Source organism: Herbaspirillum sp. RV1423, assembly GCF_000577615.1.
GTDB lineage: Bacteria > Pseudomonadota > Gammaproteobacteria > Burkholderiales > Burkholderiaceae_D > Herbaspirillum.
In genome coordinates this window covers 89,084-111,489 of the sequence record NZ_CBXX010000029.1, presented here as the reverse complement: position 1 = coordinate 111,489, position 22,406 = coordinate 89,084, and the positions used below count along the sequence as shown (strand labels likewise).

At 59.3% G+C, this 22,406-nt stretch carries 21 protein-coding genes, 1 tRNA gene and 1 pseudogene; 16 read left to right on the top strand and 7 right to left on the bottom strand.

Translation table 11 applies throughout. From position 1 onward, the window contains the following. The 3 genes and pseudogenes from RV1423_RS20885 to RV1423_RS20875 all read left to right on the top strand — a co-directional run. Positions 1-575, top strand: a pseudogene (locus tag RV1423_RS20885) (branched-chain amino acid ABC transporter permease); the annotation flags it as partial. A gap of 10 nt (positions 576-585) precedes the next feature. After that, on the top strand, positions 586-1,557 hold the full coding sequence (locus RV1423_RS20880; RefSeq protein WP_034300898.1) for a branched-chain amino acid ABC transporter permease: 972 nt from the start codon (positions 586-588) through the stop codon (positions 1,555-1,557). A gap of 145 nt (positions 1,558-1,702) precedes the next feature. Further along, positions 1,703-2,620, top strand: a complete 918-nt coding sequence (locus tag RV1423_RS20875) for a LysR substrate-binding domain-containing protein (RefSeq protein ID WP_034300865.1) — start codon at positions 1,703-1,705, stop codon at positions 2,618-2,620. A gap of 228 nt (positions 2,621-2,848) precedes the next feature. On the opposite strand, the gene RV1423_RS20865 is transcribed toward RV1423_RS20875, so the two are convergent. Both RV1423_RS20865 and ispB read right to left on the bottom strand, forming a co-directional pair. Further along, a tRNA-Pro gene (locus tag RV1423_RS20865) sits at positions 2,849-2,925 on the bottom strand. Between the two features lie 19 nt (positions 2,926-2,944). Continuing rightward, positions 2,945-3,934, bottom strand: a complete 990-nt coding sequence (gene ispB / locus RV1423_RS20860) for an octaprenyl diphosphate synthase (protein WP_034300861.1) — start codon at positions 3,932-3,934, stop codon at positions 2,945-2,947. A gap of 261 nt (positions 3,935-4,195) precedes the next feature. Here ispB and rplU point away from each other — a divergent pair, with 261 nt between their 5' ends. The 4 genes from rplU (at position 4,196) to proB (ending at position 7,473) form a co-directional block, all read left to right on the top strand. Further along, entirely contained in the window at positions 4,196-4,507 is a 312-nt protein-coding gene (gene rplU / locus RV1423_RS20855; protein ID WP_034300859.1) for a 50S ribosomal protein L21, read from the top strand. Between the two features lie 37 nt (positions 4,508-4,544). Then, complete coding sequence (gene rpmA, locus RV1423_RS20850; protein ID WP_034300856.1) at positions 4,545-4,802, top strand: 50S ribosomal protein L27; 258 nt, start codon at positions 4,545-4,547, stop codon at positions 4,800-4,802. A 334-nt stretch (positions 4,803-5,136) separates the two neighbouring features. Then, positions 5,137-6,246, top strand: coding sequence for a GTPase ObgE (obgE, locus tag RV1423_RS20845; protein ID WP_034300853.1), 1,110 nt, complete (start codon positions 5,137-5,139; stop codon positions 6,244-6,246). A gap of 108 nt (positions 6,247-6,354) precedes the next feature. Continuing rightward, on the top strand, positions 6,355-7,473 hold the full coding sequence (proB, locus tag RV1423_RS20840) for a glutamate 5-kinase (protein WP_034300851.1): 1,119 nt from the start codon (positions 6,355-6,357) through the stop codon (positions 7,471-7,473). A gap of 82 nt (positions 7,474-7,555) precedes the next feature. Here proB and RV1423_RS20835 read toward each other — a convergent pair whose 3' ends face one another. Together RV1423_RS20835 and RV1423_RS20830 are read right to left on the bottom strand one after the other, a co-directional pair. Continuing rightward, positions 7,556-8,125: a CNP1-like family protein gene (locus tag RV1423_RS20835; RefSeq protein ID WP_034300895.1), complete on the bottom strand. Its 570-nt coding sequence runs from the start codon at positions 8,123-8,125 to the stop codon at positions 7,556-7,558. Between the two features lie 5 nt (positions 8,126-8,130). After that, on the bottom strand, positions 8,131-8,724 hold the full coding sequence (locus RV1423_RS20830) for an RNA pyrophosphohydrolase (RefSeq protein ID WP_034300848.1): 594 nt from the start codon (positions 8,722-8,724) through the stop codon (positions 8,131-8,133). 236 nt (positions 8,725-8,960) lie between these two features. Between RV1423_RS20830 and RV1423_RS20825 the strand changes: the two genes are divergently transcribed. Both RV1423_RS20825 and RV1423_RS20820 read left to right on the top strand, forming a co-directional pair. Further along, complete coding sequence (locus tag RV1423_RS20825) at positions 8,961-10,685, top strand: proline--tRNA ligase (protein ID WP_034300846.1); 1,725 nt, start codon at positions 8,961-8,963, stop codon at positions 10,683-10,685. 35 nt (positions 10,686-10,720) lie between these two features. Continuing rightward, on the top strand, positions 10,721-11,353 hold the full coding sequence (locus RV1423_RS20820) for a lytic transglycosylase domain-containing protein (protein ID WP_034300845.1): 633 nt from the start codon (positions 10,721-10,723) through the stop codon (positions 11,351-11,353). A 68-nt stretch (positions 11,354-11,421) separates the two neighbouring features. Here the strand turns inward: RV1423_RS20820 and RV1423_RS20815 are convergent, their stop codons facing one another. The 3 genes from RV1423_RS20815 to ffh all read right to left on the bottom strand — a co-directional run bounded on the left by RV1423_RS20815 (position 11,422) and on the right by ffh (position 14,102). Further along, positions 11,422-11,880, bottom strand: coding sequence for a hypothetical protein (locus tag RV1423_RS20815; protein ID WP_051516825.1), 459 nt, complete (start codon positions 11,878-11,880; stop codon positions 11,422-11,424). Between the two features lie 207 nt (positions 11,881-12,087). Then, on the bottom strand, positions 12,088-12,546 hold the full coding sequence (locus RV1423_RS29235; protein WP_081768917.1) for an SWIB/MDM2 domain-containing protein: 459 nt from the start codon (positions 12,544-12,546) through the stop codon (positions 12,088-12,090). Positions 12,547-12,734: 188 nt separating this feature from the next. Continuing rightward, on the bottom strand, positions 12,735-14,102 hold the full coding sequence (gene ffh / locus RV1423_RS20800; protein ID WP_034300841.1) for a signal recognition particle protein: 1,368 nt from the start codon (positions 14,100-14,102) through the stop codon (positions 12,735-12,737). Positions 14,103-14,394: 292 nt separating this feature from the next. Here ffh and RV1423_RS20795 point away from each other — a divergent pair, with 292 nt between their 5' ends. The 7 genes from RV1423_RS20795 (at position 14,395) to RV1423_RS20765 (ending at position 22,345) form a co-directional block, all read left to right on the top strand. Continuing rightward, a complete protein-coding gene (locus tag RV1423_RS20795) occupies positions 14,395-15,357 on the top strand; it encodes an ABC transporter substrate-binding protein (protein ID WP_034300838.1) in 963 nt (320 codons plus the stop codon). Between the two features lie 24 nt (positions 15,358-15,381). Then, a complete protein-coding gene (locus RV1423_RS20790) occupies positions 15,382-16,203 on the top strand; it encodes an ABC transporter permease (protein ID WP_034300891.1) in 822 nt (273 codons plus the stop codon). 1 nt (position 16,204) lies between these two features. After that, positions 16,205-17,002 carry an ABC transporter ATP-binding protein gene (locus RV1423_RS20785; RefSeq protein ID WP_034300836.1) on the top strand — a complete coding sequence of 266 codons (798 nt, stop codon included), beginning with the start codon at positions 16,205-16,207 and terminating at the stop codon, positions 17,000-17,002. A gap of 162 nt (positions 17,003-17,164) precedes the next feature. After that, entirely contained in the window at positions 17,165-17,974 is an 810-nt protein-coding gene (locus RV1423_RS20780; RefSeq protein ID WP_034300834.1) for an inner membrane protein YpjD, read from the top strand. Then, positions 17,971-18,231, top strand: coding sequence for a PP0621 family protein (locus tag RV1423_RS20775; protein WP_034300831.1), 261 nt, complete (start codon positions 17,971-17,973; stop codon positions 18,229-18,231). Before RV1423_RS20780 ends, RV1423_RS20775 begins: the two co-directional genes overlap by 4 nt. Before the next feature lie 37 nt (positions 18,232-18,268). Then, positions 18,269-18,904 (top strand): 1,6-anhydro-N-acetylmuramyl-L-alanine amidase AmpD, encoded by a 636-nt coding sequence (gene ampD / locus RV1423_RS20770; RefSeq protein ID WP_034300889.1) that lies wholly within the window; start codon positions 18,269-18,271, stop codon positions 18,902-18,904. A 450-nt stretch (positions 18,905-19,354) separates the two neighbouring features. Then, a complete protein-coding gene (locus RV1423_RS20765) occupies positions 19,355-22,345 on the top strand; it encodes a ribonucleoside-diphosphate reductase subunit alpha (RefSeq protein ID WP_034300828.1) in 2,991 nt (996 codons plus the stop codon). Positions 22,346-22,406: the final 61 nt, after the last annotated feature.

Sequence of the window (22,406 nt, the reverse complement as noted above, 5' to 3'; positions counted from 1 at the left end):
TGCTGACCTTCGGCATCACGCTGATGGTGGAAGGCATTTTCCGCTCGATCTACGGTGTTTCCGGCCAGCCTTATTCAGTACCCGATGCGCTGCAGGGGGCGACCAACCTGGGTTTCATGGTGTTGCCGAATTACCGCGCCTGGGTCGTGCTGGCGTCTGTGGTGGTGTGTTTCTCGACCTGGTTCATCATCGAAAAGACGCGCCTGGGCGCTTATCTGCGCGCCGGCACGGAGAATCCCAAGATGGTGGAAGCCTTCGGCATCAACGTGCCGCTGATGGTGACGCTGACCTACGGTTTCGGCGTGGCGCTGGCGGCGTTTGCCGGCGTGCTGGCCGCACCGGTGATCCAGGTTTCGCCGCTGATGGGCTCGAACCTGATCATCGTGGTGTTTGCGGTGGTGGTGATCGGCGGCATGGGCTCCATCCTCGGCTCCATCGTCACCGGCCTGGCGCTGGGTGTGATCGAAGGCCTGACCCGCGTGTTCTACCCGGAAATTTCATCGACCGTGGTGTTCATCATCATGGCGATCGTATTGATGATTCGTCCGGCCGGTCTGTTCGGCAAGGAAAAATGAGATGCACATCATGAACAAGAAAATCGCTTGCGGCATTTTGCTCTTGGCTGCGCTGGTTGCGCCTTTCGGCCTTTATCCGGTGTTCCTGATGAAGATACTTTGCTTCGCCTTGTTCGCGAGCGCCTTCAATCTGCTGGCCGGCTACATCGGCCTGTTGTCGTTCGGCCATGCGGCCTTTTTCGGCTGGGCGGCTTACGTCGCCGGGCATGCGTTGAAGGTGTGGGGCGTGCCGACCGAAATCGGCCTGGTGCTGGGTACCGCCACCGGAGCGTTGATCGGTCTGTTGATGGGGCTGCTGGCGATCCGCCGCCAGGGCATCTACTTCACCATGATCACGCTGGCGCTGGCGCAGATGCTGTACTTCGTTTGTTTGCAGGCACCATTCACCGGTGGCGAAGATGGCCTGCAAGGCATCCCGCGCGGCAAGCTGCTGGGCGTCATCGACCTCGGCAACGACCTGACGCTGTATTACGTGGTGCTGGCGTTGGCCGCCTTCGGCTTTGCGCTGATCGTGCGCACCATCCATTCGCCATTCGGCCAGATCCTGAAAGCGATCAAAGAGAACGAGCCGCGCGCGATCTCGCTGGGCTATGACGTCAACCGCTATAAGCTGCTGGCCTTTGTGCTGTCGGCTGCGCTGACCGGCTTGGCCGGCTCGGCCAAGGCGCTGGTGCTGGGCTTCGCGACGCTGACCGATGTCCACTGGAGCATGTCCGGCCTGGTCGTGCTGATGACGCTGGTGGGCGGTTTGGGCACCATCGTCGGTCCTATCGTCGGCGCCGTGATCATCATCGTGCTGGAAAACAAGTTGGGCGACATCGGCAACTGGCTGGCCGCCGTGACGCATGTCGAATGGTTCAGCACGCTGGGCGACTCGGTGACCATCGTGACGGGCTTTATCTTCATCGTCTGCGTGCTGGCGTTCCGTCGCGGTATCGTCGGCGAGGTGCTGGCATGGAATGGACGACGCAAGTTCTCCTGATGTCTTGTTCCGGTGTCAAAGACGAGTTGTCTTTGTCGGCAGCTACGTTCTCGTCTGTCGCGGTGTTGATGCTGAGCGCCGCGATTGCCAATGCTAAAATGGACGACGTCACGTCACAATTGATCTACCGTCCGGAACAAGATCGATGCGCAGAAAAATTCCCAGCACCAGCATGTTGGAGGCCTTCGAGTCCGCAGCGCGCCATTTAAGTTTCACCCGCGCCGCCGACGAGTTGTCTTTCACTGAAAGCGCGATCAGCCGCAAGATCGCCCTGCTGGAAGAGTACCTCGGCGTCAAGCTGTTCAGCCGCGTCAAAAAAAGGTTGCAACTGACCGATGCCGGCAAGAGTTACAGCCTGATGGTGCAGCAGAGCCTGGACAAGCTGGAGATGGACACGACGTTGACCATGGCGCACGACGCCGGGCGCATCCAGCTTGAGCTCGCGGTACTGCCGACGTTTGCGTTGAAATGGCTGATGCCGCGCCTGAACGAATTCAATACCTTGCACCCTGAAGTCACCATTCATGTGACTGCGCGTGAGGAGCCTTTCCTGTTTTCGGAAGCGCCCTTCGATGCCGCCATCCATTTCGATCATCCGGTCTGGGCCAATGCCACCAGCACTTATCTGTTCACCGAAGAACTGATCCCGATTTGCAGTCCGCAATTGATCGGCGGCAAGCATTGCCGTAAACCGGCCGATTTGCTTAACTATGTACTGATGCACAAAACAGGCCGGCCGGAAGCCTGGTCGCGCTGGTTTGAACTGGCCGGCTGTCCCGATGCACGGGCTTTGAAAGGGCCACGCTACAACATGTATGCGATGTCGATCGAAGCAGCCCGGCGCGGTGCGGGAATGGCGCTGGTGCCGCGCACTTATGTCATGGACGATATCGAGTCGGGTCAGTTGACGGTGCCGTGGGAGATGCTGGTGCCGGGCGCCAAGGATTACTATTTCGTCGTGCCCGAGCAGAAGCAGGCGTCGCAGGCGGTGCAGGTGTTCCTCGCATGGCTGCTCAAGGTCGCCGAACAATACCGGGACGTTTCAGAGCAAGTGCACGCCTGAAGACGCGTCATCTCGAATCGGCGAGGCGAGATTTTCAGGGATTTGCGATGCGCTTCGACTACGCCCGAATGATTTTGGGAAAACTGCGTGGATACTGTTGGTGGATTTTTTTGGAGGCGGAGGGAACTGGCGATGGCGGCCAATGCATGAATGGCCTACGACGGAACGAGGCATTGCATCGCAGTAATATTGACCAGTTGCCCGAAACCCTTGCGATTATCGGCTGATTGGTCGGGGTGAGAGGATTCGAACCTCCGGCCTCTACGTCCCGAACGTAGCGCTCTACCGGGCTAAGCTACACCCCGACTGTCGTATCATCGTTGATCAATGATTTCGGTCTACTGCGAAAGTCGATAATTCTAGCAAAGAATCTTTGTACTTGCTACCAGGGAGTGACTTCACGGCATCGGCTGCGCGGCGCGCGGCTTTTTGCGCTTCCTGTTTCGTGTAATCGAGCGCGCCCGAACTCGTGATTGCCGCCAGGATCTGGTCGAAATGCTGTTCGTCGCCATTTTCGATGCAACTGCGCACCAGTTCGCGTTGTTCCGGCGTGCCATGCTCCATCAGATAGATCAGCGGCAGCGTCGGCTTGCCTTCGCGCAGGTCGTCGCCGACATTCTTGCCGATTTCGGCGGCGTTGCCGGAATAGTCCAGCACATCGTCGATCAGTTGAAACGCGGTGCCAAGCGAGCGGCCGTATTCGCCGGCGGCTTCGATGCCGGTTTCGTCGGCGCCGGAGATCAGCGCGCCTAACTGGGCGGCGGCCTCGAACAGCTTGGCGGTCTTGGAGCGGATCACGCGCAGGTAATCGGCTTCATTGACGTCCGGATTGTGCATATTGAGCAATTGCAGCACTTCGCCTTCGGCAATCACGTTGGTGGCGTCGGCCACGATTTGCATGACGCGGGCGTTGTCGACCTGGACCATCATCTGGAAGGCGCGCGAATACAGGAAGTCGCCGACCAGCACCGAAGCGGCGTTGCCGAACAGCGCGTTGGCGGTCTGCTTGCCGCGGCGCATCGAGGATTCGTCGACGACATCGTCATGCAGCAGGGTGGCGGTGTGGATGAATTCGATCACGGCCGCCAGCGCGTGGTGCGCGACGCCCTGATAAGAATAGGCATTGGCGATCAGCAACACCAGCACCGGCCGGATACGCTTGCCGCCGGCGCTGATGATGTACTCGGCCACCTGGTTGACCAGCGGCACCTCGGAATAAAGTTGCTGGCGGATAACAGTATTGACCGCACCCATGTCGGCGGCTATCGGTTCAATGAATGAGTTTGGCGTAGCGGATTGGAGAGCGGCGGACAAGGCTGAACCTGTGAAAAATCAAGATTGCCGTGATTATACGATGACACGGTACGTGCCGCAATGGCGTTTCGCTTCCTGCTTTTTGCTTATGGGAAATTGCCGTATTGCTATTTTCTCCCGGTGTTGCGCACGAAAGTCAAGAGCTTTTGACGAAGCGGCTAAGTCTATGTATAATAGGAGGTTTTCCCGATTCGAAAGCCGCTTTTCATAGGGCGGCTGGGAGAAAAATAAAATTCATTCATTCATTCGATGAGGTTTCACATGTACGCGGTCATAAAAACCGGCGGCAAACAATACAAAGTTGCTGCTGGCGAAAAACTTAAAGTAGAACAGATACCGGCAGACATTGGCTCTGAAATCACTTTGGATCAAGTGCTCGCAGTGGGCGCAGGCGATACCGTTAAATTCGGTGCGCCGTTGGTCGAGGGTGCAAAGGTGCTAGCTACTGTTGTAGCGCAAGGTCGCCACGATAAGGTCAAGATCTTCAAGATGCGTCGTCGTAAGCATTACCAGAAGCGTCAAGGCCATCGTCAGAACTACACCGAATTGCAAATCGTCTCGATCAACGCCTGATTGGCGTAGGTCAAACTAGATACAAGGAGTCCTATAAATGGCACACAAAAAAGGCGGCGGCACCACGCGCAACGGCCGTGATTCAGAGTCGAAACGACTTGGCGTCAAGGTCTACGGCGGCCAGGCAATCAATGCCGGCGGCATCATCGTCCGTCAACGCGGCACCAAGGTTCATCCTGGTGAAAACGTCGGCATGGGCAAGGACCACACTCTGTTCGCACTGACAGAAGGCAAAGTCCAGTTCGTGATAAAGGGCGTTGCCAAGCGTCAGTACGTGACTGTGGTTGCTGCTTAAGTTTCGGCTTGAGTACAGCGCTTTAGTCGCTACATAAGGCGCAAGCCTTTGTAGACAGAAGCAGCAAAAGTAGTAAAAGGCTCTGCCTCCGGTAGAGCCTTTTTGGTTTTCAGCTTGTTTGTTTTGTAATTTCCTTGCAGCGTCGCAGTCTTGCGGCGACTGCACTTGTAGCTTCAGGAATCTCTGCCTAAGCTACCCGTGTTCCGACTTCGCGACTCTATGCCGCTATCGTTCGGACACTGTTCCGGCGACCGGTCTTCTCACACATCCGCCGCTTGCCTGACCAAGTTTATTTTACGCAGAGCTTCTTACTTTTAAGTTAGCGGTAACCATCATGAAGTTTATCGACGAAGCAAAGATCGAACTGATCGCCGGCGACGGCGGCAATGGCGTCGCCAGCTTTTGCCGTGAAAAATTCCGTCCCTTCGGCGGCCCCGACGGCGGCGACGGCGGCAAGGGCGGCAGCATCTGGGCGGTCGCGGACCGCAACATCAACACCCTGATCGACTATCGTTATTCCAAGCTGCACAAGGCGCGCAATGGCGAAAACGGTCGCGGCTCGGATTGCTACGGCAAGGGTGCCGACGATATTTTCCTGCGCATGCCGGTCGGCACGCTGATCGTCGATCACAACACCGGCGAACACATCGCCGACCTGACCGAGCACGACCAGGTCGTGTTGCTGGCGCAGGGCGGCGAAGGCGGCTGGGGCAATATCCATTTCAAGACGTCCACCAACCGCGCGCCACGTCAAAAGACCGAAGGCAAGGAAGGCCAGCGCCGCGAGTTGCGTCTGGAGCTCAAGGTGCTGGCCGATGTCGGATTGCTCGGCATGCCCAATGCCGGCAAATCGACCTTCATCTCCGCCGTGTCGAACGCGCGCCCGAAGATCGCCGATTATCCGTTCACCACGCTGCATCCGAATTTGGGTGTGGTGCGCGTAAGCCATGAAAAGAGCTTCGTCATTGCCGACATCCCCGGTCTGATCGAAGGCGCCGCCGACGGCGCCGGCCTGGGCGTGCAGTTCCTGCGCCATTTGCAGCGCACCGGTCTGCTGCTGCATATCGTCGATCTGGCGCCGTTCGAGGACACCGTCGATCCGGTCAAGGAAGCCAAGGCTATCGTCAAGGAACTGCAGAAATACGACGAAGCGCTGTTTGAAAAACCTCGCTGGCTGGTGCTCAACAAGCTGGACGTGGTGCCTGAGGGCGAGCGCGCCAAACGCGTCAAGGATTTCGTCAAGCGTTTCGGCTGGAAGGGTCCCGTTTTTGAAATCTCGGCGCTGACGCGCGAAGGCTGTGAAGACCTGATCACCGAAATCTACAGTTATCTGGAAACCAAGCGCAACCAGGAACACCGCGCCGAAGAAACCCAGATGACCGAAGAAGCGCGCGGTATTTCCTCGATCGATCCGGACGATCCGCGTTTCAAGGTAATCGACTGATCACAGGTCGGTAAATCGTTTACTATCTTGTTCTCGATACGTGTCCGCCCCGTGCAATTGGGACGGACATCATGAACTGCCGGCCCGGTGCGACCTTCCGATAACAACATGCAATCCGTGATACAACAAGCCAAGCGGCTGATCATCAAAGTTGGCTCCTCGCTCGTGACAAATGATGGCAAGGGCCTGGACAGCGTCGCCATCGCCATGTGGGCCGAGCAGATCGCGCATTTGCGCACGCTCGGCAAGGAAGTCGTGCTGGTCAGCTCCGGCGCCATTGCCGAAGGCATGCAGCGCCTCGGTTTCGACCGCCGCCCGACCGGCGTGCATGAGCTGCAGGCCTGCGCGGCCGTCGGCCAGATGGGCCTGGCGCAAATCTACGAAAGCAGTTTCCGTGCTTATCAGCTCGGCACCGCGCAGGTGCTGCTGACGCATGCCGACCTGGCCGACCGCGAACGTTACCTCAATGCGCGCTCGACCTTGTTCACGCTGCTGCGTTTCGGCGTGGTGCCCATCATCAACGAAAACGACACCGTCGTTACCGATGAGATCAAGTTCGGCGACAACGATACGCTAGGCGCTTTGGTCGCCAACCTGATCGAAGCCGATGCGTTGATCATCCTGACCGATCAGCGCGGTCTCTATACCGCCGATCCGCGCCGCGATCCGGATGCGCAATTCGTGCATGAAGCCAAGGCCGGCGACCTGACGCTGGAGGCCATGGCTGGCGGCGCCGGCACCGGCATCGGCCGCGGCGGCATGTTGACCAAGATACTGGCGGCCAAGCGCGCTGCGACGTCGGGTGCGCACACCGTGATCGCCTGGGGGCGCGAGGACCGCGTCCTGAGCCGCCTGGCGGCCGGCGAAGCGATCGGCACGCAATTGACGGCGCAGACTGCGCAACTGACTGCGCGTAAACAATGGATGGCGGATCATCTGCAAACGGCGGGACGCGTGGTGCTGGATGCCGGCGCCGTGCAGAAGCTGACGGCGGAAGGCAAGTCTCTGTTGCCGATTGGCGTCACGGAAGTCGCCGGCGAATTCGGCCGCGGCGATGTGATTACCTGCGTGGACGGGGCCGGAAAAGCGATCGCGCGCGGCATCAGCAATTATGCGAGTTCCGATGCGCGCCGCATCGTGCGTCATCCTTCTTCGGAAATTCTTTCCATACTGGGCTTTGTCGAGGAATCGGAGCTGATCCATCGCGATAATCTGGTTCTGCTCTGATTGCCGGAAGTTACTGGAAAAAAACGGCAAAAAAACGGGCGCAGCATTCGACTGCGCCCGTTTTGCATAAAAAAAGAGAAGGTTATTCCCGCGACGGATCGATAGGGCGTTTTTCGCGCAAACGAGCGATGATTTTCTTCGCATCGCCGGATAGAATTCCGTTTTGGCAGAAATAACTCTTGTACAGTGCCGCATCCTGGCGATTCGAGCCGGCATCGTTAATGCGTCTCCATTTATCCTGACGCGAACGCGACCATTTGCCGTCCGGATGACCGAATGCGTATATCTTTTTCTCGTAGGTCTCGCAGCGGATGCCTTCATAACTGATATTGACGGCGCCGCCGTTGGTCTTGGTGACAAGGGTATAGCGCACCACGTTGTCGCTGCCGACGGACAACGATTTGAGGTCGATGTATGACGTTGATGTTGCGACGGGGCTGACGTAGAAATCAACCAGGTTCTCCTGTTGCGGGGCGGGCGGCAACTGCACCGCGATTTCCTGCCACGGCTTTTCTTCGTCGTCGAATTCTTCATCGAAACTGCCCAACTGCTGGGCGAAGCTGAGCGTTGCCGATGCCAGCAGCAAGCCGGCGACCAGGCATCGGGCAAGGCGGCGGGACAAAGAAGGGGTATTCCGGAAGCGTGGGGGCATGAAGTTCACTTGTTGATGGGCGGAATGGCCGATCCGGCTGGATTGACCTCTTTGGCATTGCTTGCGTGTTCGAGGGGCGCCGGCGTGTTCTTGCCGGGAGCATCCGGGCGGCGCTGCCCGGCATGCGATCGCGACAGGAAGCGCGACAACTCCTTGAGCGCTTGCTGATAAACATCGCGCTTGAACTCGATGACAACATCGAGCGGCACCCAGTAATCATGCCAGCGCCAGGCGTCGAACTCGGGATGAGAGGTCAGGCGCAGGTTGACGTCGCAATCGCGGCCGACCATGCGCAGCAGGAACCAGATCTGTTTCTGCCCACGGTAATGGCCGCGTATTTCCCGCTTGATGAAATGATCGGGAACCTCATAGCGCAGCCAGTCGCGCGTGCGACCGATGATTCTGACGTGTTCCGCTTTCAGGCCGATTTCTTCTTCGAGTTCGCGAAACATCGCCTGTTCGGGAGTCTCGCCATGTTTGATGCCGCCTTGTGGAAATTGCCACGAATGTTCTTTAACCCGCTTGCCCCACCAGACCTCGTTCTGGGCGTTGAGCAGGATGATGCCGACGTTCGGGCGAAAGCCTTCTCGATCCAGCATGGTGTACCTCAAAACTTTCTGCGGCAGGGCGTCCTCTCTTGCCCCATCCGGCCTCAACTGGCAATTGCTGAATAATTGTCAGCGCGCACCTTTATCGGGCGCGGCAAAGGCCTGCACATCTGCGTGCGATGTGCATGAAACAGGGATCAAATATGCAAAGAGTGGGCGCATCAGCCAGCTAATCCTTTAAAATTAGGTTGATTATAACCTTCCTCTTTTAAAAAGAACTCATCGTCATGCGCGCCTCCCGATTTTTTATTTCCACCCTGAAAGAAGCTCCTTCCGATGCCGAAATCGTCAGCCATAAACTGATGATGCGGGCAGGGATGATCAAGCGTCTTGGCTCCGGTATCTACACCTACATGCCGATGGGGTTGAAGGTGATCCGCAAGGTCGAGGCCATCGTGCGCGAAGAAATGAACCGTTCCGGCGCCGTCGAGTTGCTGATGCCGGTGGTGCAGCCCGCCGAGCTGTGGCAGGAAACCGGCCGCTGGGACAAGATGGGCCCCGAACTGATGCGCGTGAAGGATCGTCATGGCCGAGACTTCGCGATCCAGCCGACATCCGAGGAAGTCGTCACCGATATCGCCCGCACCGAGCTGCGCAGCTACAAGCAGTTGCCGGTCAACTTCTATCACATCCAGACAAAATTCCGCGACGAACGCCGTCCGCGTTTCGGCCTGATGCGCGGGCGCGAATTTACCATGAAGGATGCCTACTCTTTCGACCGCGACGTCGACGGCCTGAAGAAGTCCTACCAGATCATGTACGACGCCTATGTGCGCATTTTCACCCGCTTCGGCCTGCAGTTCCGTGCCGTCGCGGCGGACAACGGCGCCATCGGCGGTTCCGGCTCGCATGAGTTCCACGTCATTGCCGCCACCGGCGAAGATGCGCTGGTGTATTGCCCGACTTCCGACTACGCCGCCAATATGGAAGCGGCTGAAGCGCTGGCCGTCAGCGCCACGCGCGCCGCCGCCGCCGAAGCGCTGACCAAGACCGCGACGCCGGGCAAGGCCAAATGCGAAGCCGTTGCCGAATTGTTAAAACTGCCGCTCGAGCGCACCATCAAATCCATCGTCCTCACCGTCGAGAAGGATGCTCCGACCGAAAAGGAAGTCTGGCTGCTGCTGCTGCGCGGCGATCATGAACTCAATGAGGTCAAGGCCGGCAAGATTCCCGGCCTGGCCAATTACCGCTTCGCCAACGACGCCGAGATCGTTGAGTGGTTCGGCACGCCGCCGGGCTACCTTGGTCCGATCGGCACCAAGAAGCCGGTCAAGGTCGTTGCCGACCGCACTGTCGCCAACATGAGCGACTTCGTCTGCGGCGCCAATGAAGTGGATTTCCACTATACCGGCGCCAACTGGGGCCGCGATCTGCCCGAGCCGGTCGTCGCCGACATCCGCAACGTTGTCGAAGGCGATGCTTCACCGGACGGCAAGGGCGTGCTGGCAGTCCAGCGAGGCATCGAAGTCGGCCATGTGTTCCAGCTCGGCACCACCTATTCGGAATCGATGAAGGCGACTTACCTCGATGAAGCCGGCAAGCCGCAGCCGCTGCAAATGGGTTGCTACGGCATCGGCGTCACCCGTATCCTGGGCGCCGCCATCGAGCAGAATTTCGATGACAAGGGCATCATCTGGCCGGCTGCGCTGGCGCCGTTTGAAGTGGTGCTGTGCCCGATGGGCTATGACCGCAGCGAAACCGTCAAGGCCGAGATCGACAAACTGTACGACGCGCTGGTCGCCGCCGGTGTGGACGTCATCCTGGACGACCGCGGCGAGCGCCCGGGTGCCATGTTTGCCGACTGGGAACTGATCGGCGTGCCGCATCGCATCGTCATCGGCGACCGCGGCCTGAAGGATGGTCAGATCGAATACCAGGGCCGCCGCGACACGGCGGCAACGCCCGTGCCGCTGGTTGATGCGCTGGCTTTCATCAAGGGTAAGCTGGCCTGACCGGCCGGGTTTACACGATCTTTGGTCTGCGGAACATGCGGCGGTTTTGCCTGTTCCTGTTGCTGGCGTGCGGCGGTCACGTGACGGCCCACGCCGGCAATCAAAAAGAAGAACAACTGGCCGACCCGGTCCGGCTGGCTCTGGCGCAAGCGGTAGCGGACTCCCGTCCGCCCAAACCGCAATTCAATACCATCGAAGAACGTATCGCCTACCTTGACTGGCTGGGCGAGATGTCGGAACGCCTGCGCGACAAGTTGCCCGATCGCCAGGGGCGCATCGAGTTGCTCGAAAGTGTCTGGTACGAGTCCAGGCGCGCCGGGTTGGATTCGGCACTGGTGCTGGGCCTGATCCAGGTCGAATCGGCTTTTCGAAAGTACGCCATTTCTTCCGCCGGCGCCACCGGTTACATGCAGGTCATGCCGTTCTGGACGCGCGCCATTGGCGATGGCGACCGCCGCAAGTTGTTCCACATGCGCAGCAACTTGCGCTATGGCTGCTCGGTCCTGCGCCTGTACCTCGACCAGGAAGGCGGCGATTATTTCATGGCGCTGGGCAAGTACAATGGCAGCCGCGGCCAGGAGGGGTATCCGAACGCTGTGCTGAATGCATGGAAAAAATGGGAGTATAAAAAGAGAGAGGGAATCAACACAGAATCTGTCATGCGTTGATTCCTCCGGTCGGCGTCGCTAGTCCAGTCTGCCGTATGAAAACGATGAAGTGAGGTAAAGCTTACTGCTTACTGCGAAGTTCCCGGAACGATAGTCACGTCCTTGCGCAGGATGCCGCCGGAAGAAGCGCTGCCTTCTACATCCGCCGGGTTTTCAATCCGTCGTTTGCAGTCCTCCTGATCTGTAGCCGGCAAGGCCTTGCAACGGTCCAGCGCATTCTGGCGATACTGCGCCTGCTGGCCGTCGTTCAGCTTGCCTTGCTTGGCCTGCTGATACGCCGCACCTGCTTCACGCAGGCAGGTGGCTTTGTCCTGGTTCGACTGTCCGCTGGTGCAGACGGCCTTTTCACGTTGATACTGCGCATCCAGTTCCGAGGTGTTTTTCTTGCCGCTGGCGCCGGCGGCAAACGCGGTGGCAGCCACCAGCAGGCCGGCCAGGGCGAGGCTGAGTGCGGCGGCCGTCTTGCGCAGTGTCGGATGCTTGGGCGGGACGCTGCTGAGGGTAATGTTCTGTTGAGGAAATGTCATGCTGGAGTCCTTTCGGGTTACGTCCGTGTATCCTAGACTCCGATGCGCGGAGCAAAGTTCAGCCGGCGACAGCGATAGGGCGATCTGTAGGAATGCGCTGTCGGTGTATGGCTTGCGAGCGCCAGAATGCTGTACGCCAAAAACAAAAACGCCCGCGTGATGCGGGCGTTTTTGTTTTGCAAGCAAGTCTGCAAAAACCTGTATTGCCTATGTCAAATGGCCGGAAATCAGCTTGGTCATTTCAAACATCGATACCTGTTTCTTGCCGCCGAACACAACTTTCAGCTTGTCATCTGCGTCAATGTTGCGTTTGTTCTCGGGGTTTTGCAGTTTGTGCTTCTTGATGTATTCCCATACCTTCTTGGTTACTTCCGTACGTGGCAGAGTTTTTGCGCCCACGATTTCCGCAAGTGCTGTCGACAGGGTCAGCGGCTTCATGAATGCGGCGTTGGGAGTACGTTTGACTGCGGGTTTCTTTGCTGCCGGTTTGGCCGCGGCTTTTTTCGGTGCTGCTGCTTTTGCTACTGGTTTGGCTTTTGCTACAGGTTTGGCTTTTGGAGCCGCTGCCTTCTTCGGTGCTGCGACTGCTTTCTTCGGAGCTGCTTTCGGTGCTGCTTTTGCTACGGGCTTCTTCGCTGCGGCTGCTGGTTTTTTGGCTGTGGCCATCTGTAAGCCTCCTTAACAAGGAAAGAGTTGAATGCGCGAATCACGCACCGACAATAGTGGTGCGGTTTTCCCGGCGATGCAAGTGTTTTTTAGCGCTTTTCGGGGCGAAAAGGCGCGATAAGCAACGGCAACTGCAAAAACCGGGTTCAACCCTCTCAAAAAGCCGCCTGGTGCGGCTTTCAACTTGGTCAGCGCATGCCCGGCATCATGCCCTTCATGCTGCGCATCATTTTCATCATGCCGCCGCCCTTGAGTTTTTTCATCATCGATTGCATTTGGTCGAACTGGGACAGCATGCGGTTGACTTCCTGTACCTGGACGCCGGCGCCGGCGGCGATACGGCGCTTGCGCGTGGCCTTGATCAGTTCGGGTTTGGCGCGCTCCTGCGGGGTCATCGAGTTGATGATGCCTTCCATGCGGCGCACCTGCTTTTCGGCCTGGTCCATGTTGGTCTTGCCGGCGGCCTGCTGCATCTGGGCGGGCAGTTTGTCGAGCAGTCCGGCCATGCCGCCCATCTTTTTCATCTGACCGAGCTGGGCTTTGAAGTCGTTGAGATCGAACTTGCCGCCGCCCTTGATCTTTTGCGCCAGATCTTGCGCGGCGGCGACATCGACGCCTTTACGCGCCTCTTCGACCAGCGCCAGGATGTCGCCCATGCCGAGGATACGGTTGGCCATGCGGCTGGGGTCGAAGGCTTCCAGACCGTCCAGTTTTTCGGCCACCCCGGCGAACTTGATCGGCTTGCCGGTAATGTGGCGCACCGACAGCGCGGCGCCGCCGCGCGAGTCGCCGTCCAGTTTTGTCAGTACGATACCGGTCAGCGGCAGGGCGTCGCTAAAGGCCTTGGCGGTGTTGACGGCGTCCTGGCCGAGCATGGCGTCGACCACGAACAGGGTTTCGATCGGCTTGACGGCGGCATGCACGGCGCTGATTTCCTGCATCATCGCTTCGTCGATGCCTAGGCGGCCGGCGGTGTCGATAATCAGGACGTCATGGAAATGGCGCTTGGCGTAATCGAGCGCGGCCAACGCAATGTCGACCGGCTTGTCGGTGGTCTGGGTCGGGAAGAAGTCGGCGCCGGCCTGGGCGGTCACGGTTTCGAGCTGGCCGATCGCGGCTGGACGATAGACGTCGGCGGACACGGTCAGGACTTTTTTCTTCTTGTTTTCGCGCAGGTATTTGGCGAGTTTGCCGACGGTGGTGGTTTTACCGGCGCCTTGCAGGCCGGCCATCAGGATGATCGCCGGCGGCTGGGTGGCGAAATTGAGTTGCGACGCTTCCGCGCCGAGGTCGGCGCCCATCAGGCTGGCCAGTTCGCGTTGCACCACGCCCACCAGCGCCTGGCCTGGCGTGAGCGAGCCGATGACTTCTTCGCCGAGGGCTTTTTCCTTGACCTTGGCGATGAAGTCGCGCACCGCCGGCAAGGCAACGTCGGCTTCCAGCAGCGCCAGGCGCACTTCGCGCAGCATCTCGGCGGTATTGGTTTCGGTCAGGCGCGCCTCGCCGCGCATGGTTTTGACGACTTTGGCAAGGCGTTGGGTCAGATTGTCGAGCATGATGAACCGTTATCTTGAGAAAATGGGGCGGCCGCAGGGAAATTCCAGAGACAAAAACCGCACGAAAGCCGCAGGGGAAACGGCCATTTTACCTGATCGGACCGCCTGCTTGCGGCGATCTCGGCAGGGGCGCGCACAAGAGTAAGGGAAATTACGGTATTGTTCTCGTTCCTGTATTTCTGTATACAGTGGCGTTGCATCGAACGAATGGACAGATCTTCCCGCGAGGAAGGCGCATATCAATCCGCGGCTGTTTTGCCCGCGGCGCAAACATAACGACAAGGAGAGAGAGATGAATAGGAAAATCATTGCGGCGACGGCAGTCGCCATACTGGTGGCAGGTGTATCGCTCAGCGCGTCGGCACAGGAAGTGGTCCGCCTCGGCAACCTCAAATTCGCCCACTATGGCGCAGTCTCCTACATCAAGGAAATCGCACCAAAATGCGGCATCAAGGTCGACGAAAAAGTCTTTGCGAAGGGCCCTGACGTGATGCAGGGGATCCTGGCAGGCGAGCTCGACGTTGGCACTACCGCGTCGGAAGCAGCGATCTCCGGTCGTGCCAACGGCGCACCGATCTATGTCGTGGCCGGTTTCGCAAAAGGCGGCGCGCGCCTGGTGGCAGGAAAGGATTCCGGCATCAAGTCGGTCAAGGATCTCAAGGGCAAGAAAGTCGGCGTGACCCGCGGCGGTATTCATGAAGTTCTGCTCGACGCCGAACTCGGCCAGAATGGTCTGACCGCCAAGGACGTGACTATCGTCTATCTGGCTTTCGCTGATCTCAACCAGGCGCTGCTGGGCAAGAATATTGATGCCATGATGCAGAGCGAGCCGCAATCCTCGCAGGCGATCAACAAGGGTTTCGGCGTCGAAGTCATGAAGCCGTACGACACCCCGATCGGCGAGCCGGTTCGCACCATGGTGATGACCGAGAAGTTCTATAAGGAGAAGCGTCCGCTGGCCGAGAAGTTCATGCGCTGTTTCCTGGAAGCCACCAAGACCTTCATCGACAACAAGGAAGTCGCCGAAAAATACGTGCGTGAAGTGATCTTCAAGAATCAGATTTCCAAGGAGGACTTCTACGACGCCATCGGCAACTCGCCTTACAGCTACGACATCACGGTCGAGCACATCCAGGTCACCACCGACACCATGGCCAAATACGGCACCGGCAAGATGGCCAAGCCGCCGGTCGCCAAGGATTGGGTGAAGACCGATCTGCTCGAGCAAGCCAAGAAAAGCCTGAACATCAAGTAATCAATCAAGCAAAGGGCGATGGCCATGGCAAAACAAAAAAATGGGGGCGCCCTGCAGGGATTGCTGGTGCCGGTGGCGGTGATCGCCATCTGGCAGGCGGCGTCCTCGCTGGGTTGGGTCAATCCGCTGGTTTTGCCGTCGCCGTGGGCGGTGGTGCTCAAGTGGATCGAGTACGTATCGCCCGCCAAACCTTACGACCCGGCCGCCGGCAGTTGGCCGGCCTGGCTGTTTTCCGGGGAACTGATCACCGACGCCATCGGCAGCCTGTATCGCGTGGTGGCGGGATTCCTGATCGGTGCCGGGCTGGCCTTGCCGCTCGGTTTGCTGATGGGTTCCAGCCAGCGCATCTACGGCCTGATGAACCTGACGGTGCAGGTGATCCGCCCGATTCCGCCGATCGCCTACATCCCGCTGGCGATCCTGTGGTTCGGCCTGGGCAATCCGCCGGCGTTGTTCCTGATTTCGCTGGGTGCGTTTTTTCCGGTGCTGATGAACACCATCGCCGGCGTGCGCCAGGTCGACAGCATCTACCTGCGCGCGGCGCGCAACCTCGGAGCGAACCAGCGCACGTTGTTCGTGCGCGTGATGCTGCCGGCGGCCGTGCCTTATATCCTGTCGGGCGTGCGTATCGGCATCGGCACCGCCTTCATCGTGGTGATCGTGGCCGAGATGATCGCGGTCAGCAACGGCCTAGGGTTCCGGATCATGGAAGCGCGCGAGTATTTCTGGTCCGACAAGATCATCGCAGGCATGATCACCATCGGCCTGCTCGGCTTGGCGATCGACCTCGGCATGAGCCGCCTGAACAATTACATGCTGCGTTGGCATCGTGGACTGGAGAGCTGACATGAGCGCATCCCAAATCATCGTTACCGGCGTCAGCAAGGTTTTCAAGAGCGACGAGCGCGAAGTGGTGGCCCTGAAGGACATCAATCTCGACATCCCCGACGGCCAGTTCGTCTGCCTGCTGGGGCCGTCCGGCTGCGGCAAGTCGACCCTGCTCAACGCCATTGCCGGTTTTGCCCTGCCCAGCAGCGGCAGCATCACCGCCAGCGGCAAGGTGGTGACCGAACCGGGGCCGGACCGCGGCATGGTGTTTCAGGAATATGCCTTGTTTCCCTGGATGACGGTCGAGCAGAACGTCGCCTTCGGCCTGGAAATCAAGGGCGTCGGCAAGGCCGAGATCCAGACCCGCGTCACCCAGTTGCTGGACAAACTCGGCCTGATCGATTTCCGCAGCCGCTTTCCCAAGGACTTGTCCGGCGGCATGCGTCAACGCGTGGCGATCGCCCGGGTACTGGCGCTGGATTCGCCGATCATGCTGATGGACGAGCCGTTCGGCGCGCTCGACGCGCTCACGCGCCGCAACCTGCAGGACGAATTGCTGCGTATCTGGGACGAGTTCAAGAAGACCATTGTGTTCGTCACCCACAGCATTGAAGAAGCAATTTACCTGGCCGACCGCATCGTCGTCATGACCTATCGTCCCGGCACCATCAAGCGCGACATCATGGTCACGCTGCCGCGCTTGCGCGACCCGGCGGCTCCTGAGTTCAACGCCTTGAAGCGCGAGCTCGGCCAACTGGTCATGGAGGAGCAGCAGCGCCATCATCGCGACGAAATGCGCGCCGCCGCCGTCGACTGAAGCATTGCTTTTTGCCGTATTGCCCCCATCATATTGTTTTATACCAAAACGATATGATGGTTTTTCATTTGCTTCCCGGTAAGACCTTGGGATGCTTGCCAGGCACTCTCTCAGTGCGTTTCCCGCAGTCAGCGAAGCGGCGACATGGTGTAAACTTAGTCGATGCAAACCTATTTTTTCATTCTGGCTGCGCTCCTTTACCTGGGCTGCGCCTTCCTGCCTTCCGGGCGGCGCCTGCCGATTTCGCTCGGGACGCTGATCGGATGGCTGCTGCACGGCGGTGCGCTGATGGCCGACATGTTGGCGCCCGACGCGGTGCGCGTCGGCTTCGCCGTCATGCTGTCGGCCACGCTGTGGGTGTCGGTTGCCGCTTACTGGCTGGAAAATCGCAATTTTTCGCTCGACAGCCTGCGCGTGCTGGTGCTGCCGGTGGCGGCGGTGGCGGTGGTCCTGCCGAGCGTCTTTCCCGGCAACATGGTCGAACTGGCCGGCAAGTCAGACTGGTTCTTGTGGCATATCGCGGTTTCCATCCTGGCCTATAGCACGCTGACCATCGCCGCTTTCCACGCCGTGTTGATGGTGTTGCAGGAGTCGCGCCTGCATACGCGGCCGGGAGCGGCGCAGTCGGGCTGGTTTTCGATGGCGCTGGATCGTTTGCCGGCGCTGCTGACGATGGAAAAGATCCTGTTTCGCCTGATCGGGTTCGGTTTTGTTTTGTTGACCCTGACGGTATTGTCGGGCGTCGTGTTCTCCGAACAGTTGTTCCAGAAAGCCTTCCGGTGGGATCACAAGACGATCTTCACGCTGTTGTCCTGGGGTCTGTTCGGTTTATTGTTGGCGGGACGCAAATGGCAGGGCTGGCGCGGCCGCACTGCGCTCAGTTTCACTCTGACCGGGTTTGCCGTTTTGCTGCTCGCCTATGTTGGCAGCCGCTTCGTGCTCGAAGTCGTGCTGCATCGGATACTCGTATGAAATATCTCATTTGGCTGGTGATCGCCCTGGCGGTCGTGGTCTGGCTCCAGCGCACTAAAAAGTCCATGACGGCCGGTGCCGCATCTTCTCCCGACGGGCGCAATCCCTTCGGCGCGCGTAAGCAACGCAAGCAGCAGGCCGAAACCATGGTGCAATGCGCCCATTGCGGCATCCATTTCCCGGCTTCGGAATCGGTCACGAACGCTTCCGGCGCGGTGTTCTGCAGCGAAGAACACTTGCGGCTGGCGTCTTCCTGACATGACTGCAGCCTCCAGCGACCAGCCGGCGGCATCGATGGTCAGCCCGACGCCGACCCGAGCAGCCGACCCGCAAGTATGGACGATCGCCGCTGATGGCTGGTGCGAACAGGCGCAGCGGCAGCCGTCGCCGAATTTCGATGCACGCGCCGACGGCGTAACCGCCGATTTGCTGGTGATCCACAATATCAGCCTGCCGCCCGGCCGGTTCGGCGGCCCGTTCATCGGAGACCTGTTTTGCAATCGTCTCGATTACGATGCCGATCCCTATTTCGAGCAGTTGCGGCCCTTGCGGGTCTCGGCGCATTTCGTTATCCGGCGCGATGGCGGCCTGGTCCAGTTCGTGTCGGCCAATGATCGCGCCTGGCATGCCGGCGTTTCCCTGTTCAAGGGGCGCGAGCGCTGCAACGATTTCTCCATCGGCATAGAATTGGAAGGCACCGACTTCGAGCCCTTCACGGACAGTCAGTATCAGACGCTGGCGACGCTGACCGATGCCTTGCGCCGACGCTATCCTCTGGTCGATGTGGCCGGTCATGAGCATGTCGCGCCGGGAAGGAAGACCGACCCCGGTCCGTTTTTCGACTGGGCGCGATTCCGGGCGGATTGCCCTTGCCAGGCAGAACAAGCGCAATTGCGCTTCCCTTCTGGCGTCGGCGAAAGTCAAGCGTAAAACATATAAAAATATCCAGAAATAGCGGTTGCATCTCGGGATTTCAGACACTAGAATTAGTCTCAATCATTCCTTTTGGACTAGATGTAGTGTTTTTGGTAAGTAAATCTTTCATCGTTCTTTGGGTTGGAGGAAGCTGTCCGCGGTTCGTCGCATGACGCCGGATCACGGCTCTCAACAAGAGTCTGGGCAGGTTCCACGGGGGGCTTCATTGAAGATGGCGGGTCTTGAGGCAAGCAACAATTCAAACGATGTCTCGGCAGTCCTCCCATCTCAGGCTTTATTTAATCGGTTCGGAACAGGCTGCGTTCGTGTCGCGGGATTTTGCGGCAGTACCTGCGAGCCCTGTTCCTGGTATTTCGTGAACCTCTCTCTATATTTATATAGAGGGGTTCTAATGGCAACGCGGACAGCTTCGCTGTCCGTCAATCTCAGTTTTAAGGAGGCTCAGTGCGCTCTACACAAGAAATTTCCGCTAAATCCCCAACAGATTTTGGCGTCATTCCCGCAGCAGGCATCCTGGAGGAAGGTGCGCCTTCCCCGTTGGCCAAGCCTGTTTCCGGTTTGGGTGAATACAGAATCATTCGCCGCAACGGTGCGGTGGTCGGTTTTGAACCATCGAAGATTTCGATTGCCGTCACCAAGGCATTCCTCGCCGTCAACGGCGGCCAGGGTGCGGCTTCGGCGCGCGTGCGCGAAATGGTCGAGCAATTGACCACCAGCGTCGTTTCGGCTCTGGTGCGTCGCCAGCCGACCGGCGGCACTTTCCATATCGAAGACATCCAGGACCAGGTCGAACTGGCCCTGATGCGATCCGGTGAGCATGACGTCGCCCGCGCTTATGTGCTGTACCGCGCCAAGCGCATGGAAGAGCGCGCCCAGCAAGGCGCCGCCACCAAGACCGACGTCGCTGCGCCGCAGTTGCATGTGGTCGAAGACGGCCAGAGCCGCCTGCTGGACCTGAACGAAGTCCGCACCCTGATTACCGCCGCCTGCGTCGGCCTGGAAAAACACGTCGACGCCGACGCCATCCTGGCGGAAACCGTCAAGAACCTGTACGACGGCGTGCCGGTCGAGGAATTGCACAAATCGGCCATCCTGGCCGCGCGTGCGCTGATGGAAAAAGATCCTGCCTACAGCCAGGTCACCGCGCGCCTGCTGATGCATACCATCCGCAAGGAAGTGTTCGGCAAGGAAGTGGCGCAAGCCGACGCGCCGGCCGAATACCTGGAATACTTCGGCAAGTACATCAAGAAAGGTATCGAAGCCGAACTGCTGGATTCCAAGCTGGCCCAGTTCGACCTGAAGAAGCTGGCCGAAGCCATCAAGCCCGAGCGCGACCTGCAATTCGGCTACCTCGGTCTGCAAACCTTGTACGACCGTTACTTCCTGCACATCCAGGGCACCCGCATCGAAATGCCGCAAGCGTTCTACATGCGCGTGGCGATGGGCCTGTCGCTCAACGAAATCGACCGCGAAGCGCGCGCCATCGAGTTCTACAACCTGCTGTCGTCGTTCGACTTCATGAGCTCGACCCCGACCCTGTTCAACTCGGGCACGCTGCGTTCGCAACTGTCGTCGTGCTACCTGACTACCGTCGCCGACGATCTCGATGGCATCTACGAAGCCATCAAGGAAAACGCTCTGCTGGCCAAATACGCCGGCGGCCTGGGCAACGACTGGACACCGGTCCGTTCGCTGGGCGCGCACATCAAGGGCACCAACGGCAAGTCGCAAGGCGTGGTGCCGTTCCTGAAAGTGGTCAACGACACCGCCGTCGCGGTCAACCAAGGTGGCAAGCGCAAGGGCGCGGTCTGCGCCTACCTGGAAACCTGGCACATGGATATCGAGGAATTCCTCGACCTGCGTAAGAATACCGGCGATGACCGTCGCCGCACGCACGACATGAACACCGCCAACTGGATTCCCGACCTGTTCATGAAGCGCGTGATGGAAAAGGGCGAATGGACGCTGTTCTCGCCATCCGACGCGCCCGACCTGCACGACAAGTTCGGCAAGGCCTTCGAAGAAGCCTATACCGGCTACGAAGCCAAGGCCGCGCGCGGCGAACTGAAGCTGTTCAAGAAGGTGCAGGCGTTGGACCTGTGGCGCAAGATGCTGTCGATGCTGTTCGAAACCGGCCACCCATGGATCACCTTCAAGGATCCGTGCAACATCCGTTCGCCGCAGCAGCACGTGGGCGTGGTCCACAGCTCGAACCTGTGCACCGAAATCACCCTGAACACCAACGAAGCCGAAATCGCCGTCTGCAACCTCGGTTCGGTCAACCTGCCGGCCCATCTGGTGAACGGCGAAATCGACCACGCCAAGCTGCAAAAGACCATTCGCACCGCCATGCGCATGCTCGACAACGTGATCGACATCAACTACTACGCGGTCAAGAAAGCGCGCGACTCCAACCTGCGCCACCGCCCGGTCGGCCTGGGCATCATGGGCTTTCAGGACTGCCTGCACGTCAAGCGCGTGCCTTATGCTTCGATGGACGCGGTGGAATTCGCCGATCGTTCGATGGAAGCCGTCTGCTACTACGCTTACTGGGCATCGACCGAACTGGCGGAAGAGCGCGGCCGTTACAGCTCCTACCGCGGTTCGCTGTGGGACCGCGGCATCCTGCCGCAAGACTCCCTGAAGCTGCTGGCCGAAGAGCGCGGCGGCTATCTGGAAGCCGACACTTCCGAAACCCTGGACTGGTCGGCATTGCGCGGTCGCATCAAGGAATTCGGCATGCGCAACTCGAATTGCGTGGCGATCGCCCCGACGGCGACGATTTCCAACATCATCGGCGTGTCGGCCTGCATTGAGCCGACCTACCAGAACCTGTATGTGAAGTCGAACCTGTCCGGCGAATTCACCGAAATCAACGAGTACCTGGTGCGCGACCTGAAGGCACGCGGCCTGTGGGACGAAGTCATGATTTCCGACCTCAAGTACTTCGACGGCAGCCTGGCCAAGATCGACCGCATTCCGCAAGACCTGCGCGACATCTACGCCACCGCGTTCGAAGTCGAGCCGTCCTGGCTGGTGGAAGCCGCATCACGCCGCCAGAAATGGATCGACCAGGCGCAATCGCTGAACATCTATATGGCCGGCGCTTCGGGCAAACGCCTGGATGAGACTTACAAGCTGGCATGGTTGCGCGGTCTGAAGACCACTTACTACCTCCGTACCATCGGCGCGACCCACACCGAGAAGTCGACCTCCAAGACCGGTGCCCTGAACGCCGTGTCGGTCGACGGCGGCAGCGGCGGCGTCAGCGCGGCGGCAGCAGCATCGGTGTCGTCCGCCGCGGCAACCGCGGCATCGGCAGCGTCAGCGGCGTATGTCATGCCGGCGCCGGGTGCCGCCATCGAAGCCGACGGTCCGGTCTGCACCATGCGTCCTGGCGATGCAGGCTTCGAAGAGTGCGAAGCTTGCCAGTAATGTGTCGGTAACGGCAGCCGCGCCGCCGGCAGGTCCGGCTGTGCGGCTGTCCTGCGAAGCT

Excerpts from the sequence above, each read along its gene's own strand:
- RV1423_RS20880 (WP_034300898.1), top strand. The coding sequence starts at position 586 with ATGAACAAGAAAATCGCTTGCGGCATTTTGCTCTTGGCTGCGCTGGTT.
- RV1423_RS20875 (WP_034300865.1), top strand. The coding sequence starts at position 1,703 with ATGCGCAGAAAAATTCCCAGCACCAGCATGTTGGAGGCCTTCGAGTCC.
- rplU (WP_034300859.1), top strand. The coding sequence starts at position 4,196 with ATGTACGCGGTCATAAAAACCGGCGGCAAACAATACAAAGTTGCTGCT.
- rpmA (WP_034300856.1), top strand. The coding sequence starts at position 4,545 with ATGGCACACAAAAAAGGCGGCGGCACCACGCGCAACGGCCGTGATTCA.
- obgE (WP_034300853.1), top strand. The coding sequence starts at position 5,137 with ATGAAGTTTATCGACGAAGCAAAGATCGAACTGATCGCCGGCGACGGC.
- proB (WP_034300851.1), top strand. The coding sequence starts at position 6,355 with ATGCAATCCGTGATACAACAAGCCAAGCGGCTGATCATCAAAGTTGGC.
- RV1423_RS20835 (WP_034300895.1), bottom strand. The coding sequence starts at position 8,125 with ATGCCCCCACGCTTCCGGAATACCCCTTCTTTGTCCCGCCGCCTTGCC.
- RV1423_RS20830 (WP_034300848.1), bottom strand. The coding sequence starts at position 8,724 with ATGCTGGATCGAGAAGGCTTTCGCCCGAACGTCGGCATCATCCTGCTC.
- RV1423_RS20825 (WP_034300846.1), top strand. The coding sequence starts at position 8,961 with ATGCGCGCCTCCCGATTTTTTATTTCCACCCTGAAAGAAGCTCCTTCC.
- RV1423_RS20820 (WP_034300845.1), top strand. The coding sequence starts at position 10,721 with ATGCGGCGGTTTTGCCTGTTCCTGTTGCTGGCGTGCGGCGGTCACGTG.
- RV1423_RS20815 (WP_051516825.1), bottom strand. The coding sequence starts at position 11,880 with ATGACATTTCCTCAACAGAACATTACCCTCAGCAGCGTCCCGCCCAAG.
- RV1423_RS29235 (WP_081768917.1), bottom strand. The coding sequence starts at position 12,546 with ATGGCCACAGCCAAAAAACCAGCAGCCGCAGCGAAGAAGCCCGTAGCA.
- ffh (WP_034300841.1), bottom strand. The coding sequence starts at position 14,102 with ATGCTCGACAATCTGACCCAACGCCTTGCCAAAGTCGTCAAAACCATG.
- RV1423_RS20795 (WP_034300838.1), top strand. The coding sequence starts at position 14,395 with ATGAATAGGAAAATCATTGCGGCGACGGCAGTCGCCATACTGGTGGCA.
- RV1423_RS20790 (WP_034300891.1), top strand. The coding sequence starts at position 15,382 with ATGGCAAAACAAAAAAATGGGGGCGCCCTGCAGGGATTGCTGGTGCCG.
- RV1423_RS20785 (WP_034300836.1), top strand. The coding sequence starts at position 16,205 with ATGAGCGCATCCCAAATCATCGTTACCGGCGTCAGCAAGGTTTTCAAG.
- RV1423_RS20780 (WP_034300834.1), top strand. The coding sequence starts at position 17,165 with ATGCAAACCTATTTTTTCATTCTGGCTGCGCTCCTTTACCTGGGCTGC.
- RV1423_RS20775 (WP_034300831.1), top strand. The coding sequence starts at position 17,971 with ATGAAATATCTCATTTGGCTGGTGATCGCCCTGGCGGTCGTGGTCTGG.
- ampD (WP_034300889.1), top strand. The coding sequence starts at position 18,269 with ATGGTCAGCCCGACGCCGACCCGAGCAGCCGACCCGCAAGTATGGACG.